Source organism: Oceanobacillus neutriphilus (genome assembly GCF_014645515.1).
Lineage (GTDB): Bacteria > Bacillota > Bacilli > Bacillales > Amphibacillaceae > Oceanobacillus > Oceanobacillus neutriphilus.
Map to the genome: position 1 here is coordinate 284,721 of NZ_BMLW01000004.1, position 16,576 is coordinate 301,296.

Consider the following 16,576-nt stretch of genomic DNA (forward strand, 5'->3'; position numbering starts at 1 on the left):
AAATAATCGCTTTTTGCTTGATGAATAGATCATTTTAATGTTTCAAATGGTTGATTTGGCAATTAAAATGATGACACAGCATGGATAGTAAATATCAGGAATAACTTTTATGGACAGAAAGACATCTTGACAGAATATTTTACCATAAACTAGAAAAAACGTTTTATCTGATCTAACTTCTATTTAGTCAGCTGTTTCAATCTGTATAGAATATCCTGCTAGCGGAGGCGGACCGTTTTGACTCCTGAGGGATTAGCACCATCTGAAGATCCACTTTTGCCAAGTGATCTTCTTGGCAAAAGTTAGCTGAAGAGCGTGCCCCTAGGAAAGCAAAACGGTCCGCCGCAGCGGTGCCTTACACGTTACCTTCTTTCTGGATAGAGTTTATGCTTTGTCAAGAGATTGGTGGAAGGAACAATCAACGCCTGTCTCTATGATAAGAGAGTTATTTTTTTAGGTGCAAAAGTTGAGCTGCTTATAAATAAGAAACAGCTGTTGCTAATCGGAAAGGAGCTAGGACATGAACTAGCCCCTTTTTTATTATAAATTTCCATACTGAACAAGCTGTCTCTATTATTCTAATTAATTTCTAATCTGTAATATAAGGAGGTATCTCATTGCTGGTTCATAAAATGAAATATATGAATAATTTAACCGTTCAGGAACAGCATATTATAGATTATATTCTGGAGCATCCGGACCAGCTATTTGATTTAACTGCAAATGAATTAGCAAAAGTCACTTTTACCAGTCCTTCCACGATAATTAGACTTTGTAAGAAGCTTGGGACAAAAGGGTTTCCAGACTTTCAAATAAAATTTGCGTTGGAATATAAAGACCTGAAAATAGAGAAATACCAAATGAACAGCAATGATTCCCTAACTGAAGATAACAAGATTCATAAAAGCATACACTCATTGCCTTTTATTTATGAAGAAGCCATATATGAAACACAGAAGACGCTTGATTACAATCAGATCAAAAAAATAGTAAACTGGATTAAGTATGCTGACCGGGTAAATATCTATGGGGTAGATGCAAATTATTATATTGCTCAGCAGATTTGCGCAAGGTGGAATGAATTTGGAATCAATGCTTTAGCATTTAATAGCATAAATAAACATTATCTGGTTAACATCAAACAAAAAGAAAAACATATTTCTTTTGTTATTTCACATAGCGGCAATAACAAAGCAATTATTGATATTGCTAAAACGATAAAATTATACAATCAAAAAGTCATTGCCGTTACCGGAAACGAGAAAAGTGAACTTATCTCAATGGCAGATGATTATATTAAAAGCTATACTTCAACAGAACAATTTACTTTATCTAAAATTTTCAACAATACATCGACACAATATATTTTTGATGTTCTGTATCTTCATTTACTGGATAATATTAATGCAGACAGTAAAAAGAAGCTGATGGATGAAATTTAAATTCATTAATCAGCTTCTTTTTATAAGAAACAACGAAAACGATTACCAAAAACTTAAAAACCTGTTCTCCATTGAAAAATGCTGTGCTAAGATAAAGCTAAATTACTGGAGAATAGGAGAGATGAATATGTTATCCATTGCTTTTATTGGTTATGGTAATTCAGTAACTAATTATCATTTACCTTATTTAGAAAAAAGAGAAAATATAAATGTGAAGTATATATACAGAAGAGCTGAAGATCGTGTACATGAAGGCACAGAACACGAGAATTGGTATCCCGATATCAATTTTACGAGTGACCTAAACGAGATTCTGAATGATAAAGAGATTGAATTAATCGTGGTATGCACACATGCAGACAGCCATGCAGAATACGCAAGGATTGCTCTGCAAAATAACAAAAACGTATTAGTAGAAAAGCCCTTTGCTTCCACTCTGGACGAGGCAAAGGAGATTTTTGAGCTTGCTAAATCCAAAGGGCTTATTGCAATGGCAAACCAAAATAGACGGTTTGATGGAGACTTCTTAACATTAAAAAAAGTGCTTGCCAGCGGCGCACTCGGGAATATTGTTGAAATCCAATCACATTATGATTATTTCCGGCCGGAAAAAATTGAAAAAGGTTTCAAAACACTTCACCTTCTGGCTGTTCATACCATTGACCAGATTATATCATTATATGGAAACCCTGATAAAGTCTGCTATGATGTAAGAAGTATTTATTATCCCGGGGAAAGCGATGATTTTACAGATATTGATTTTTATTATGGGAAACAAATGAAAGCAACAGTGAAGTGCAGCAGCAGTGTGAAAATAGAGCATCCAAAATTTACAGTTCATGGTGATAGAGGAAGTTTTATAAAGTATAGCAGCGGTCATCAGAAGAAAAATCCTGATGGAGCAACGAAAGTATCCTTTATACAAGAGCCTGAAGATAACTGGGGAGAGATTTCCTATATTGATGAGAATGGAGAAGAAATAAATAAGAAAATCCCTTCAGAAGTAACCGATTATGGAATTTTGTATGAGAAGCTGTACGAAAGTATCCGGAACGGTGTTGAAAAACCTGTTAAAGATGACGAAGTGTTAACAGTGATGGGGATTTTGAGTAATGGTATAAAAGAAGCTTCCAAGAATCACTAATTTAACGAGGAGGGTTACAAAATGAAGATAGGAACAATTGGTTCAGGTTTCATTGTAGACTGGTTTTTAACAGCATTACATGATGTAGAAGGAGCAAGCTGTGAGGCAGTTTATTCCCGAAAAGAGGAGACGGCGAAACCTTTAGCTGATAAATATCAAGCAGGAAAAATTTATACAGATTTAAATCAAATGTTCACCGACCCAAACATTGAATTTATATATATTGCCTCACCAAATAGTCTGCATTTTGAACATGCTTTTCAGGCGTTAAAGCATGGGAAGCATGTCATTTGCGAAAAACCTTTCACCTCAACTGCAAAAGAAGCAAAAGCATTAATAGAATTAGCTAAACAAAACAAATTAATGCTCTTTGAAGCTATTTCAAACATTCATTTACCTAATTATCAAGCAATCAAAGAAGAAGTTAAAAAGCTGGGGAAACTAAATTTCGTGCAATGTAACTACAGTCAATATTCAAGCCGTTATAATAAGCTGTTAGATGGTGAAAATCCAAACGTCTTTAATCCTGCTTTTTCCGGTGGAGCGCTGGCTGATATTAATATTTATAATTTACATTTTGTTATGAATCTATTTGGTATCCCGGATTCTGTAAGCTACACAGCAAATATACATGAAAACGGCATCGACACATCAGGTGTATTAGTGATGAAATACCCTGATTTCATAGCAGAGTGTGTCGGTGCAAAGGATTCAAACAGTATGAACTTCGGGTTAATTCAAGGAGAAAAGGGATACATTCATGTTAAGGATGGAGCGAATGTATGTAAACAAGTGATAACCCATATAGGTGATGAAGTAACCGAAATAAACAGCCAGACAAAAAGTAACTGGTTAATATACGAATTAGCAGTCTTTAACGATATATTTAACAGCAGCAATTTTACCCGCTGCTATGAATTACTAGATTACTCTTATGAGGTGATGAAAGTTTTCGAACAAGCAAGAAAAAACGGCGGAATTTATTATCCCGCCGATCAGAAATAGTTAATTTATATAATTCTATTCTCCTTGGCTCCTCTCTCATAGAGGAGCCTTTATCATATATTCAAAAAAACAACATCTTTAAAATCTGACAGGCTCGATGCGTTTCTCATTATTTCAAAGACATTCTCATTCTCAAATAAGGACAATATAGAATCATTTATAGTTAAAAAAATTTGCTTATCAAGTTTATTAATAGCTATCAGCAAGACAACATTTACGGTATTATCCCCCCAAATAATTCCTCTTTTACTGACGACGATGCCAATTTTTGTTTGCAGAGCATTCATATGAACAGAATGCGGTATGGCAACTTGTCCAAAGGAGGTTGAAGAAGCATTCTCTCTTTCAAATACATCTTCTTTAAAGGAGTGTGAAACAAAACCCATATCCTCCATCCTATCACACACAATTTCAATAACCTCGTCCTTAGAAACGTTTTCCAGCTTAAAGAATAATGCTTCATGAAAGTACTTATCAAAATTGTTAAAGATGAGTTCTCTTTTCTTCGATTGCTGTATTTCATATATTTTTTCATGAATTTCCTTCTTTTGATTATCGAGATGGAATGGAGAAATTAAAACAGACGGATAATAATTATTTCTCTCGTCTTCAATAACGGTAATCAATAAATCAAAAGAAAATTTCTCTACCTCTTCATAGCTGGACAGTATTGCTTCAATGGAAATATCATTAGAAAACTCCAGTAATAATTGGTTGTATATCTTTTTTTCAAGACCTAAATAATCGGAACACAGCAGGATACATTTCAATTTATCCGTTGTAGAATTTTGTCTGTCAATTTCCGTCCCGACATGGAGAAAAATAAAAGCAACTTCATCCTCTTTTATTTCAATTTTATATATATCTGAAAGTCTTAATGATACAAAGATTGCTATATCATAGATGATAGGCCAGTCACGCTTTATTTTTTCTAAAAAGGGATTCTTATTATATTTTTTCAAAGAAGCTCTTGTTACTAATGACTTCACATGCAAACCAAATGGAACAATAAAGCTTTCATGGTTTAAATCAATAGAGTACAGCTCAGAAACTTCTTCAATGATGCCATAAATAGTATCCAGATACTCTGAACCAATTACCTTTTTCAATTCATTATAATTGGAATCAATCAGATAATTCACATTCGTTTTAAAAAGAATGTAAATTTCATTTCTTTCATAGGAGTTTAAACTGATTGAAAAATCATTTTCAATCCTTTCTGATAATTTCTCAATCAACGCCAGTTCATCATCGTCTTTCGTAATAATTTCACGAATTTCTGAAAGGGAGTATCCTTTTTTTACCCTTTCAATAAGAATAGAAAAATGCAGCAGCAAATTCATAAAAGAAAAATTATTTAAACTGTAATTATTTTTCTTGAAAAAATCACTGATAATATTAGATATTTTCCCAATATCCTCTTCATCAAATGATTGTTTTAATGTATTCAAATCAAGAATACGATTATTTGTTTCTTTAAAAATAACATCGGATAATAAAGAGCGCTTATCCTTCTCAGCACCTTTTATTTGTACAATATCATTTTGGGTGGAGAACCGGACATTAAACATCTGAAAGGTAGTGTTCATCTTTGCAAGATCACCTTTAAGCGTAGAATAGCCGATAAACAATTCATTACAAAGATCAAATACATTTGGATTTTTATGTTCTACTAATATCTTTTTGATAATATAAAATGCTCTTTCCGAGTAGTTTTGTGGTAAAGAATGTTGTTTATCCAAGAAGGAAAGCGCATCCTGTTTATTAATTAAATAACCTTTATTAGAAGAATGAATGATTTTCTTATCCGTCATCAAATTAATATCTTTAATATACGTTTTAACCGTTCGAACAGAAATATTTAAAATCTTCGCTAATTCAGAAGCAGCGCAGGGAGAATGTTGCTCCATCAAATGAAGCATTAATCTTTTCTTCTTGTTTGTCATCGTATCACCCCCACTTTGAAAATATATCTTTAACTTCATTATAATGAAATCAGTTGTTCCCAGTTCAACTTTTCAATTGCACGACAGGGTGCAATTTTTTATTTTTATTTTGCTGTTTGCACCCTGCCGTGCAAAAGAGAAGTGGAGGCGCTTCAATTTTTGAATCATAATAAAGACATCATAAAAAAAGGAGAGGTTCACGATGGAAAACTTAAAAATCCTATTATGCTGCGGAGCGGGGTTATCAAGCGGGTTCCTAGCTCAAAAAGCCAGAAAAGCTGCAAAGAAAAAAGGTTTAGATATACAAATAGAAGCGAAAAGCGAAACAGAAGCAATTTCACATCTGCCAACAATAGATGTTTTGCTTTTAGGTCCTCACTATGAGGCTTATAAGGAAAAATTTACTGAGTTAGGTAAGCCGTTAAATGTATCAGTAGATGTTATTCCACAAAAAATTTACGGTACCTTAGACGGTGATAAGTTATTAGATTTCGCCTTTGAACTTCGGGGAAAAAATGACGCTTCTTCCAGCGCAGAATAGATGAAAGTTTTCATTTGAAATAAATACCAGCAATAAATACTTCTATATTTGAATTAACAGTATGCAGCAGTGTATATAATCAAGATTTTCTTCAGCACCGTACATTTGATAACCATATTTTAATCAAATATTTTTGTAAGAGCTTTACAGAAACGATTATATCACTGCTGACAAATAAGCGTTTGAATAAATATTGTTTAAAGAAAAATTCACCCTTTAAAAACAAAAAAGGAGGTAGAAAGAAATGAAGCGTTTTATGAACTGGCTGAGCAATTCATTTGCTCCAACCATGAATAAATTTTCACAGAAGCCCTGGGTTGCAGCTTTATCAAGTACTATGCAAAAAATCATTCCGTTTATTTTAACCGGGTCTGTTATTTTTCTATATAACGTTATACGTTCCTATATAACTGTGTTGCCTGATCTAGGCAGGATCGCTAATTTCACTTTCGGAATGTTAGGATTATTAACTGCTTTTATGCTGGCAAATCAGGCCATGGAAAAATTAGGACGCACCAATTATGCGGTGAATGCAGGTCTAACTGCTATTCCTGTATTCCTTATGTTTATTAAACCACTCATTAACGATGATGGTATTTTGACAGTTGAGTTTGGGCGATTTGGTCCTACAGGTATTATAGTGGGGATTATCGCAGGTTATTTAGTTGCCATTATTTTTAATCTGATTGGAAAAATGAATTTATTAAGTAAATCCAGTTTACCGGATTTTGTAATAGGATGGGTTCGTAACATCATCCCAATCTTCCTTTCTATTGGACTTTCTGCATTATTAAGCTTCAAATTTAATTTAGATATTTTTGCTTTGATTCTTAAGGCATTTTCACCAATTCAAAATTTTGGTCAGACTTTACCAGGATTTGTCTTGCTCATATTTATCATGACGTTCTTCTATACCCTGGGGATTTCTCATTGGTTGTGGAACGGCGTTAAAACACCAATCTTCATGGCAGGTATAGCAGCCAACGTAGCCGCTGTATCAGAAGGATTGCCAGCAACAAATATCGCTACAAACGAAGCTGTATTTACAGCCGGCCTGATTACAATGGGGGGCGTCGGCGCTACCTTAACCCTAAATCTATTAATGCTTTTTTCTAAGTCCAAAGGGTTAAAGACCATCGGCAAGCTCACTATCGTACCTTCTATCTTTAATATTAATGAACCTATAATGTATAGTGCTCCTGTTGTTATGAACCCATTGCTGATGGTGCCAATGTGGATAAACGCCATTACCGGACCGACAATCGTTTATCTTGCAATGTACACAGACCTTTTGAATATTCCATCTAAAATGATTCAAGTAGGACAAATTCCAGCACCTTTTTCAAGTGTCATGATTACAGAGGATTTACGTGCCGTACTCGTTTACATTCTCTTATTCGGCGTTTATCTTGCAACTTGGTATCCATTCTTTAAAGTATTTGAAAGACAAAGAATAAAAGAAGAAAAAGCGGAAGAACTGGCGGAATAAATAAAGTATAGAAACATAAATACAGAGGATTGGTGGATAAATATGTCAAATTCAAATGAAAAACAGGCAGATCAAGAAAACGAAGTTACTACTGTTGCCATGCAGATCATCTTACATGCAGGAAATGCAAGAGCATTAGCAGACGAGGCATTCCAATTAGCAAAAGAAGAGAACTTCAAGGCAGCTTATGAAAAAATAAATGAAGCAAATTCAAACGGAATTTTAAAAGCGCATCAATCACAAACGCAGATCATCCAGGATGAAGCGCGCGGAGTGACACATGAACCTTCTTTATTGTTGAATCATGCCCAGGATCATTTGATGACAATTATGTCTGAGGTACGTATGACAAAACAAATGATTGAATTATATGAATTAACGGTAAATCGCAAATAAACGAACGCTGTAAGCCGAAGAAAACACAAAATTGAGGAGGCATTTGCAATGAACAGCAATAAATTTACTTTTCCAAAGGATTTTCTGTGGGGAGGAGCAACTGCTGCCTGTCAAACAGAAGGTGCCTACGATGTAGACGGCAGAGGCCTTTCCACATCAGATATTCATAAATTTGATCCCAGTCTGGATCGAAAAAAATACAGAAGCAAATTAGTAGAAAATGAGCATACTACTGCAACCTTGGAAAGAGCAGTAGCTGATAAGACAGGCTATTATCCTAAGAGACATGGAAATGAATTTTATTACAGATATAAAGAAGATATTGCTTTAATGAAAGAAATGGGTTTTAATAGTTTCCGATTTTCAATTGCCTGGCCGAGAGTTTTTCCAAATGGAGACGAGCTTGAGCCGAATGAAAAAGGACTTGAGTTTTACGACAAAGTCATTGCCGAAGTAATAAATGCTGGTATGGAACCTATTGTAACTATGTTCCACTATGATATTCCACTGCACTTATTAACTGAATATGGAGGATTCCGTAATCCTAAGCTTATCGAGTTTATGACCCGTTATGGAAAAATATTGCTAGATAGATATGGAGATAAAGTAAAGTATTGGATTCCCTTTAATCAAACAAATTTAATTCAATATTGCTCATTTAAATCTCTAGGAATTTTAAGAGATAAAACAGATAATCTTGCAGAAGATCAATATCAAGCTATTCATCATCAATTTATCATCAATGCAAAATTAAAAGAATATGCAAAATCACTAAATCCAGAGATTCAAATTGGAATCATGCTGGCTGACTGTACATATTATCCACGTACTTGTAAGCCGGAGGATATTGTTTTTGCAATGAAGAGAATCCGCATGCAATATTTCTATGCAGATGTTCCGTTAAGAGGAGAATATCCCGGGCATATGCTGAGATACTTTAAAGAGAATAATATCAATATTAAGATCAGTGAAGAGGATAAAGTACTTTTAAGAGAAAACACGTTAGACTTCCTGGCGTTTTCTTATTACTATTCCAGAACGCTTGATTCAGAAAAAAATACAATGGACCCGGCATCTATTAGCGAAAATCCTTATTTAACAGGAAACGCCTGGGGATGGACGATCGATCCATTAGGTTTTTATAACGCCATCAGTCAATATTGGGATCGTTATCAAAAGCCGATCATGGTTGCTGAAAACGGATTTGGCTATGAGGATGTTTTTGAAGACGGTACCGTTCATGATGATTATAGAATCGATTATTTAAAACATCATATTCAGGCAATTGGCGAGGCCGTAAAGGATGGAGTAGATATATTTGCTTACTTACCTTGGTCGCCTATTGATGCAGTGAGTTCCGGCACTGCTGAAATGTCGAAAAGATATGGATTCGTCTATGTAGATTTTGATGACTTCGGTAAAGGTACAGGCGACCGGTTTAAAAAAGATTCGTTCTATTGGTATCAAAAAGTAATCGCAACTAACGGTGCAGGCTTAAGCTTCAACGATAAATAAGCAGAGTCCTCTGATCATGTTTAAAGAATGCTCCAGTACAAGAAATAACAGCCCATTTCACAAAATATAGTAAAGAAAAGCTGTCTTTGCAAAGACAGCTTTTCTTTATATTTCACTTTAAATTTTTAAAAATTCGTTACTCCCAATGCTCTCCTGGCCATCTGCTCATATTCTTCCATACCGGAAATCATCGCAAATTCTGCAATAGCTACAGCATATGTGGCATCCAGTTCAATAATATGCTCTTTCATTTTCGGCCAATAGATTCCACCGGCTTGTTTATAATAATGAATAAGCTTATCAAGCGCCTCTTCGCCAAATGCTTTATATTGGAAGACAAAATCATTCGAAACATCCGTTACTTTGGCTTCTGTCCAATCAATTAAGCCGATAACATTTGTGTCGTCATCAATCATCATATGACCCGCATGCACATCACCATGCATCAGTCCTGTTTCTTTTGGCCAAAGCTCTTCATTATTTAACCACGCCTGCCACCGGTTCCAAAGGCCATCCGCAACACCAAAGCGTTCCTTCACCTTCTTCATCCGTTCTTTCATCAATGCGTGCGCTTCTTTTGCTGTGTATGCAGGGATACCTGCTTTTTCTGCTTCTTTTTTCGGCACATTATGCAAAGATGCTAAAACCTCTCCCTGGCTCTGGTGAAACTGTTCAGGTATGTTTTCGATATCCATTTCCCAGACATAGTTTTGAATTTCCGGATCGATTGTTCCAGCAGGGACACCCTTCAGTTTTTTGTATGCAATTAAATCATTTTCGTAAATAGACCAGACCGGAACTTGAAAAGACGCATGCTGATGAACAACCTTTAATACCTTCCGTTCATCAATTGTCCTGTCCATAACATCATCGCGTCTTGGTATTCTTAACACCCATTCCTCGCCGTCTGCATCCTCCGCAAAAGCAACCAGAAAATCCAACCCGGATTCATTAAAGCTGATAGAGTCTTCCTTCAAATTCAGACCATATTTATGAGCTAAGTCTGACACAGTTTGTTTATCCAAATCTGCCACATCCTTCTTTATTTATTCTGCTTTAATACGTGCAGCCAGTAAAGGATACGCTAAGACTTAAAAACAGAGAAAAATAGACTTCCTCTCTGCTTATGCTTTTCAACCGTATAGGGATTCAAAAATGATAGACCAATCCTTCATCTGGGCACATATCGTGTCTGCAGCATCCGCATTAGCGTAAAGATTGGTTATCGACCAACAGAATCCCTCCTCCCTTATAATTATATTCATCCTAGCATAATGGTATTTTATTCGCAATGTCATCTTTGTCTCGGTATTTTTTACTTGAAGTGGTCAAGCGTGTATAATAATAATTAACAGAAATGGGGGTAGATGAAATGGTACAATCAATCAATACCAAAGTTGATTTAGTTATTGATGCAACCTCACATATAAGAATGACAGATTACGGTAAAATAATGATTGGTGACAAAGGGTTTGAATTTTATAATAAACGTGATGCTCATAAGTTTATTCAAATTCCCTGGGAGGAAGTGGACTACGTGATTGCTTCCGTCTTGTTCAAAGGGAAGTGGATTCCCCGTTATGCCATCCAGACCAAGAAGAACGGAACATTTACGTTTTCCTCCAAAGATCCTAAAAAAGTTTTTCGGGCAATTCGTGAATATGTAGACCCGGATCGTATGGTAAAATCATTAAATGCCTTTGATGCTATCAAACGTAATTTCAAAAAGAAAACCAAATAAAAGCCATTTTGTTCATAAGACAAGCTGAAGTCCAGATTTATCACTTAAAAATAACTCCCTCTTGAAAGGGAAAAACTGGTGTGCTATAATATCTTATGGAAGCTCATTAAAGTAAGCTTATTAATAATTCGTTCGATAAATAAAGCGGTTTCATAACAAATTTAAATAACTATTGCAATTATTTTTTACGTGTTACTGATTCGATCAGGCATGAGTGAAAAGTAGTGATTAAAACGAAGTATATGGGTTCATCTATACTCTGCCTTCATTTTACCTACTTTTTTCTCATGCCTTTTTTTATTGTTTTTCATCAGGGGGAAAACGCTTTATATAAACAAAAAACATCACTTTAGGAGCTTACCATGTTTATCTAAGCCTTAACAATAAATTAAGAGGAGGTAAAAAGATGGTAGGAATTATCATTGCCAGTCACGGCGAATTTGCTACCGGTATCTTGCAATCTGGAGCAATGATCTTCGGAGAACAGGAGAATGTTAAAGCTGTTACATTGATGCCGAGTGAAGGACCTGAGGATATCAAGGCAAAAATGGAAGAAGCCATTGCTTCTTTCGATAATCAAGATGAAGTATTATTCTTAGTCGATCTTTGGGGCGGAACTCCTTTCAATCAGGCGAACGGCTTGATGGAAGGACATGAAGATACATGGGCTATCGTTGCGGGATTAAACTTAGCAATGGTTATTGAATCTTATGCGTCACGCATGTCCATGAACACAGCGCATGAAATAGCTGCTCATATTATCGACACAGCGAAAGACGCAGTTAAAGTAAAGCCGGAAGAATTAGAACCGGCTGCTCCTGCTGATGATGCTGCCGCTTCTTCAGGAGCCAGCACAGGTGCCCCTGGTTCATTCGAATATGTGTTAGCCCGAATTGACTCTCGTTTACTGCATGGGCAAGTTGCAACTTCCTGGACGAGAAGCACATCGCCCACACGTATCATTGTAGTTTCTGACACTGTGGCGAAGGATGAACTGCGTAAAAAATTGATTCAACAGGCTGCTCCTTCAGGTATCAAGGCACATACGGTTCCTGTTCAGAAAATGATTGAGCTTGCAAAAGATGATCAGCATTTTGGCGGACAGCGGGCATTACTTCTTTTTGAGAATCCGCAAGATGCACTCAGAGCAGTTGAAGGCGGTGTTCCATTGGATACCATTAACGTCGGTTCCATGTCACATTCAACTGGTAAAGTGCAGCCAAATAAAGTATTGGCCTTTGACCAGAACGATATTGATACGTTCAAAAAGCTAAAAGACTTTGGCGTCGATTTTGACGTACGTAAGGTTCCAGCTGATTCATATGGGAATATGGATGAGATTTTGAGAAGAGCTCAAGCAGAATTAGACAGACAGAAATAATCCTGATCATTAGAGAAAAAAGGAGGTTTAATAATCATGGATTTGACGATTATTCAAATAATATTAGTTATTATTGTGGCATTTATAGCTGGTATGGAAGGAATCCTGGATCAATTCCAGTTTCACCAGCCAATTATTGCTTGTACGTTAATCGGCTTAGTTACCGGAGAATTAACGGCATGTCTTATCTTAGGTGGTACCTTGCAGCTGATTGCTTTAGGCTGGGCAAATATTGGAGCAGCTGTAGCGCCGGATGCAGCTTTGGCCTCTGTCGCATCAGCAATTATTCTCGTTTTAGGCGGACAGGGCTCATCAGGTGTATCCTCAGCTATCGCAATTGCAATTCCATTGGCAGTTGCAGGTTTATTACTAACAATTATTGTACGAACCCTCGCCACAGGGATTGTCCATTTAATGGATGCTGCAGCGAAGGAAGGGAATATTAGAAAAATTGAAATGTGGCATGTTATTGCTATCTGTATGCAAGGATTACGTATTGCAATCCCTGCTGCATTAATTATTGCTATTGGCGCAACTCCAGTTAGGGAAATGCTTCAGGCTATGCCGGACTGGTTGACAGATGGTTTGGCAGTCGGCGGTGGAATGGTAGTAGCTGTTGGTTATGCAATGGTTATTAACATGATGGCTACCAAAGAAGTATGGCCATTCTTTGCAATTGGATTCGTACTAGCGACAATTCCGGACATTACACTTGTAGGTCTTGGCGGTATCGGTGTGGCTCTTGCACTTATTTATTTAGCACTTACGAAACAAGGCGGCTCTGGTGGCGGCGGTGGAAACACCGGTGATCCGCTGGGCGATATTATAGAAGATTATTAAAAAGAAGGAGGTTATGAAGATGGCACAAGAAGTGAAATTATCAAAAAGAGATCGTATTTCTATTTGGTGGCGTTCCACTTTCCTTCAAGGTTCTTGGAACTATGAACGTATGCAAAATGGCGGCTGGACATATTCCATGATTCCGGCAATCAAACGATTATATCAGACAAAAGAAGATCGTGCTGCTGCACTGCAGCGTCACTTGGAGTTTTTTAATACACATCCTTATGTCGCTTCCCCTATTATTGGGGTAACGTTAGCACTCGAAGAAGAACGCGCAAATGGTGCACCAGTCGACAATAAGGCAATTCAAGGGGTTAAGGTCGGAATGATGGGACCTTTAGCAGGTATCGGGGATCCTATTTTCTGGTTCACGGTCAGACCAATTCTCGGGGCACTGGCTGCTTCCCTTGCGATGACTGGTAACATACTTGGTCCAATTATTTTCTTCTTAGCTTGGAACGCAATCCGGATGGGATTCTTATGGTATACGCAGGAGCTTGGTTATAAAGCGGGAGAAAAAATTACGGATGACTTGTCAGGCGGGTTGCTTCAGGATATTACGAAAGGCGCGTCCATACTCGGTATGTTTATCCTTGGAGCGCTGGTGAACCGTTGGGTGGATGTGGCCTTTACCCCGACCGTTTCAGAGGTTCAGCTCGGCGAAGGTGCTTATATTGATTGGGATAACTTGCCTGAGGGATCTGAAGGAATCCAGTCTGCATTGATGCAGCAGGAAGAGGGCAGAGCCTTAAGCCAAACGGATGTCACGACCTTGCAGGACAACTTAGACAGTTTGATTCCTGGTCTGGCCGGCTTACTGCTGACACTCCTTTGTATGTGGCTGCTCAGGAAAAAGGTTTCTCCAATTGTAATGATTCTTGGATTGTTCGTAGTTGGTGTTGTATTCCACGTAATACATTTGATGTAACCAATATAAGATTTAAGTTAAAAGACCGCCTGCTACTTAAGCAGGCGGTCTTTTAAGTATGAGATACAATCATCTCTGCATTACCCTGGAGCGAAAAATATTTAACAGTGTTTGGAATAATAAAATTCATCCCCTTTTCGACACGAAATGTTTTATTATCTGTTGTAATAGCAGCCTCTCCTTTTATCACACTTACCTGCAGAAAATCTTTTTTTCTTTCCAAAATGGAGTCCCCCCGCAAGTCCCAATGATAGACTGTAAAATAAGCTTCTTGGACTAATTTCCGGACAGTCAAATCCTCTATTGTCTCTTGAATGATTTCTCCTTTTGGATCTTTATGAGGTACATTTGTCACCTCTGCAGCTTGCTTCAGGTGCAAATCTCTTGGATTTCCATTTGCATCTGTCCGGTCATAATCATACACACGATAAGTAATGTCTGAGCTCTGCTGCGTCTCTAAAATCACGATCCCTGCACCAATGGCGTGAATCGTTCCACTTGGCACATAGACAAAATCTCCCGCTGTTACAGGTACATGCTTTAATAAACTTTCCCATGCACCCTTCTCCATTGATTCTTGCAGTTCTTCACGGTTCTTGGCATGATGCCCTAAAATTAATTCGGCACCCTCCTCAGCATCCAGAACGTACCAGCATTCTGTCTTGCCATAAGGCACGCCTTCTTTTTCCTTGGCATAGCTATCATCAGGATGAACCTGTACAGACAAATTTTCATTCGCATCCAAGATCTTCACAAGCAGCGGATAACTTTCACCGGCAGCTTCTGTCCGATTAAATAATTCACCATGTTTTTCCCATGCGTCTTGGAGTGTATTATCTTCCAACGGGCCATTTTTGATTTTACTTGGACCATTCGGATGTGCAGAAATAACCCACGCCTCTCCTGTGTGCTCATAGGGGGTCTGGTACCCGAATTCCGTAGATAGTTTATTTCCTCCCCAAATCCTTTCCTGCAATACCGGCTCTAAAAAAATAGGTTCATTATACATACAGGTCCTCCTAAGAAAACATTCTCTTTCATTAACTTTACTACAAATATATAAAGTAATAAAAGAAGAACCTTTATTATCAATATTTCTTTGTCAGAGTAATTTCTTAATCTAATTCTCTATGTAATAAAATTATCCTCTCCCCTTACCTTGAGTACTCCATTCCCCTCATGAAAACGGGCTGCCAAATCGGAATGACAGCCCGCTCATTTTTTCATGGTTAAATGATTTTATCGATTAACCCATAATCTTTTGCTTCTTCCGCGCTTAAAAAATAATCACGTTCTGTATCTTTCGCTACCTTTTCAATAGGCTGACCAGAATGCTCCGCAATAATATGATTAATTTTTTTCCGGAGCTTGATAATTCTCCTTGCTGAAATATCGATTTCTGTTGCCTGTCCACGGGCTCCTCCCAGCGGCTGATGAAGCATAATCTCACTGTTTGGAAGTGCAAAACGTTTCCCTTTCGTACCTGCCAGCAGCAGCATGGCACCAAATGAAGCCGCTAAACCTGTACATATAGTACAAACATCAGGTTTAATAAATTGCATCGTATCAAAAATGGCGAACCCCGCAGAAGTTGAACCTCCAGGGCTGTTGATATAAATAGAGATCTCCTTCTTCTCATCCTCTGCAGCCAAAAATAACAACTGAGCAACAATACTATTCGCCATCTGATCATTAATCTCATCACTGACCATAATAATCCGGTCCTTTAACAGTCTGGAAAAAATATCATAAGATCGCTCTCCACGGTCTGACTGTTCAATAACATAAGGAACTGTAGACATAAGCATCCTCCTTGTAAACGTATGAATTTTGACAGTCTATGCTGTCATTGAGAGAGCGTAAGAAGCTAAACGATGTTGTTTACTGACACAACCTTACTCCCTGCTGATTTGCCTTAAATATTTCCAGAAAAAGCACTAATGGGAAAGCTGATGATAAATCGTGTAGATGATCGTATCTTTTTCATTTCCACGTGTGCCAGGCCCGGCATACATGTCATTCCCTCCTTTTAGGCTTCTCTATAACATAAACGATTACTGACCGTAAAAAGATACGGGAGTTTAAAAATTTAAATCACTTCTCGAATCCGGTTCTTTTTCTTATATCATTGTTTCATTATGACAATTCCCGCAAAAAAACCTTTGACATTCTTATAATATTAATGTAAGTTACTAATACACGAAC

The 16,576-nt window shown here is 37.1% G+C and carries 15 protein-coding genes; 11 read left to right on the forward strand and 4 right to left on the reverse strand.

All coding sequences use genetic code 11. The features are described from left to right. Positions 1-617 precede the first annotated feature (617 nt). From IEX29_RS08630 to IEX29_RS08640, 3 genes are all read left to right on the forward strand, one after another. Positions 618-1,442, forward strand: a complete 825-nt coding sequence (locus tag IEX29_RS08630) for a MurR/RpiR family transcriptional regulator (RefSeq protein ID WP_188734058.1) — start codon at positions 618-620, stop codon at positions 1,440-1,442. A gap of 127 nt (positions 1,443-1,569) precedes the next feature. Next, complete coding sequence (locus tag IEX29_RS08635; protein ID WP_188734059.1) at positions 1,570-2,586, forward strand: Gfo/Idh/MocA family oxidoreductase; 1,017 nt, start codon at positions 1,570-1,572, stop codon at positions 2,584-2,586. A gap of 21 nt (positions 2,587-2,607) precedes the next feature. Further along, the gene (locus IEX29_RS08640; RefSeq protein ID WP_188734060.1) at positions 2,608-3,591 is read left to right on the forward strand and encodes a Gfo/Idh/MocA family protein; all 984 of its coding nucleotides are present in this window, start codon (positions 2,608-2,610) and stop codon (positions 3,589-3,591) included. A 53-nt stretch (positions 3,592-3,644) separates the two neighbouring features. On the opposite strand, the gene IEX29_RS08645 is transcribed toward IEX29_RS08640, so the two are convergent. After that, a complete protein-coding gene (locus IEX29_RS08645) occupies positions 3,645-5,537 on the reverse strand; it encodes a BglG family transcription antiterminator (RefSeq protein WP_188734061.1) in 1,893 nt (630 codons plus the stop codon). A gap of 202 nt (positions 5,538-5,739) precedes the next feature. Here IEX29_RS08645 and IEX29_RS08650 point away from each other — a divergent pair, with 202 nt between their 5' ends. The 4 genes from IEX29_RS08650 (at position 5,740) to IEX29_RS08665 (ending at position 9,478) form a co-directional block, all read left to right on the forward strand. Next, entirely contained in the window at positions 5,740-6,078 is a 339-nt protein-coding gene (locus IEX29_RS08650) for a PTS sugar transporter subunit IIB (RefSeq protein ID WP_188734062.1), read from the forward strand. 244 nt (positions 6,079-6,322) lie between these two features. Then, positions 6,323-7,567, forward strand: coding sequence for a PTS sugar transporter subunit IIC (locus IEX29_RS08655; protein ID WP_188734063.1), 1,245 nt, complete (start codon positions 6,323-6,325; stop codon positions 7,565-7,567). A gap of 42 nt (positions 7,568-7,609) precedes the next feature. Next, positions 7,610-7,963, forward strand: coding sequence for a PTS sugar transporter subunit IIA (locus IEX29_RS08660; protein WP_188734064.1), 354 nt, complete (start codon positions 7,610-7,612; stop codon positions 7,961-7,963). Between the two features lie 48 nt (positions 7,964-8,011). Further along, positions 8,012-9,478: a glycoside hydrolase family 1 protein gene (locus IEX29_RS08665; RefSeq protein WP_188734065.1), complete on the forward strand. Its 1,467-nt coding sequence runs from the start codon at positions 8,012-8,014 to the stop codon at positions 9,476-9,478. 125 nt (positions 9,479-9,603) lie between these two features. Here IEX29_RS08665 and IEX29_RS08670 read toward each other — a convergent pair whose 3' ends face one another. Then, entirely contained in the window at positions 9,604-10,503 is a 900-nt protein-coding gene (locus IEX29_RS08670; RefSeq protein WP_188734066.1) for a macrolide 2'-phosphotransferase, read from the reverse strand. 347 nt (positions 10,504-10,850) lie between these two features. On the opposite strand from IEX29_RS08670, the gene IEX29_RS08675 reads away from it, so the two are divergent. The 4 genes from IEX29_RS08675 (at position 10,851) to IEX29_RS08690 (ending at position 14,371) form a co-directional block, all read left to right on the forward strand. Beyond that, entirely contained in the window at positions 10,851-11,219 is a 369-nt protein-coding gene (locus IEX29_RS08675; protein ID WP_188734067.1) for a DUF956 family protein, read from the forward strand. 406 nt (positions 11,220-11,625) lie between these two features. Then, positions 11,626-12,600 (forward strand): mannose/fructose/sorbose PTS transporter subunit IIA, encoded by a 975-nt coding sequence (locus IEX29_RS08680; RefSeq protein ID WP_188734068.1) that lies wholly within the window; start codon positions 11,626-11,628, stop codon positions 12,598-12,600. 42 nt (positions 12,601-12,642) lie between these two features. After that, a complete protein-coding gene (locus IEX29_RS08685) occupies positions 12,643-13,440 on the forward strand; it encodes a mannose/fructose/sorbose family PTS transporter subunit IIC (RefSeq protein ID WP_217697318.1) in 798 nt (265 codons plus the stop codon). A 19-nt stretch (positions 13,441-13,459) separates the two neighbouring features. Beyond that, on the forward strand, positions 13,460-14,371 hold the full coding sequence (locus tag IEX29_RS08690; protein WP_188734069.1) for a PTS system mannose/fructose/sorbose family transporter subunit IID: 912 nt from the start codon (positions 13,460-13,462) through the stop codon (positions 14,369-14,371). Positions 14,372-14,423: 52 nt separating this feature from the next. Here the strand turns inward: IEX29_RS08690 and manA are convergent, their stop codons facing one another. Further along, positions 14,424-15,380 carry a mannose-6-phosphate isomerase, class I gene (gene manA / locus IEX29_RS08695; RefSeq protein ID WP_188734070.1) on the reverse strand — a complete coding sequence of 319 codons (957 nt, stop codon included), beginning with the start codon at positions 15,378-15,380 and terminating at the stop codon, positions 14,424-14,426. A 220-nt stretch (positions 15,381-15,600) separates the two neighbouring features. Beyond that, the gene (clpP, locus tag IEX29_RS08700) at positions 15,601-16,173 is read right to left on the reverse strand and encodes an ATP-dependent Clp endopeptidase proteolytic subunit ClpP (protein WP_188734071.1); all 573 of its coding nucleotides are present in this window, start codon (positions 16,171-16,173) and stop codon (positions 15,601-15,603) included. Between the last annotated feature and the right edge of the window lie 403 nt (positions 16,174-16,576).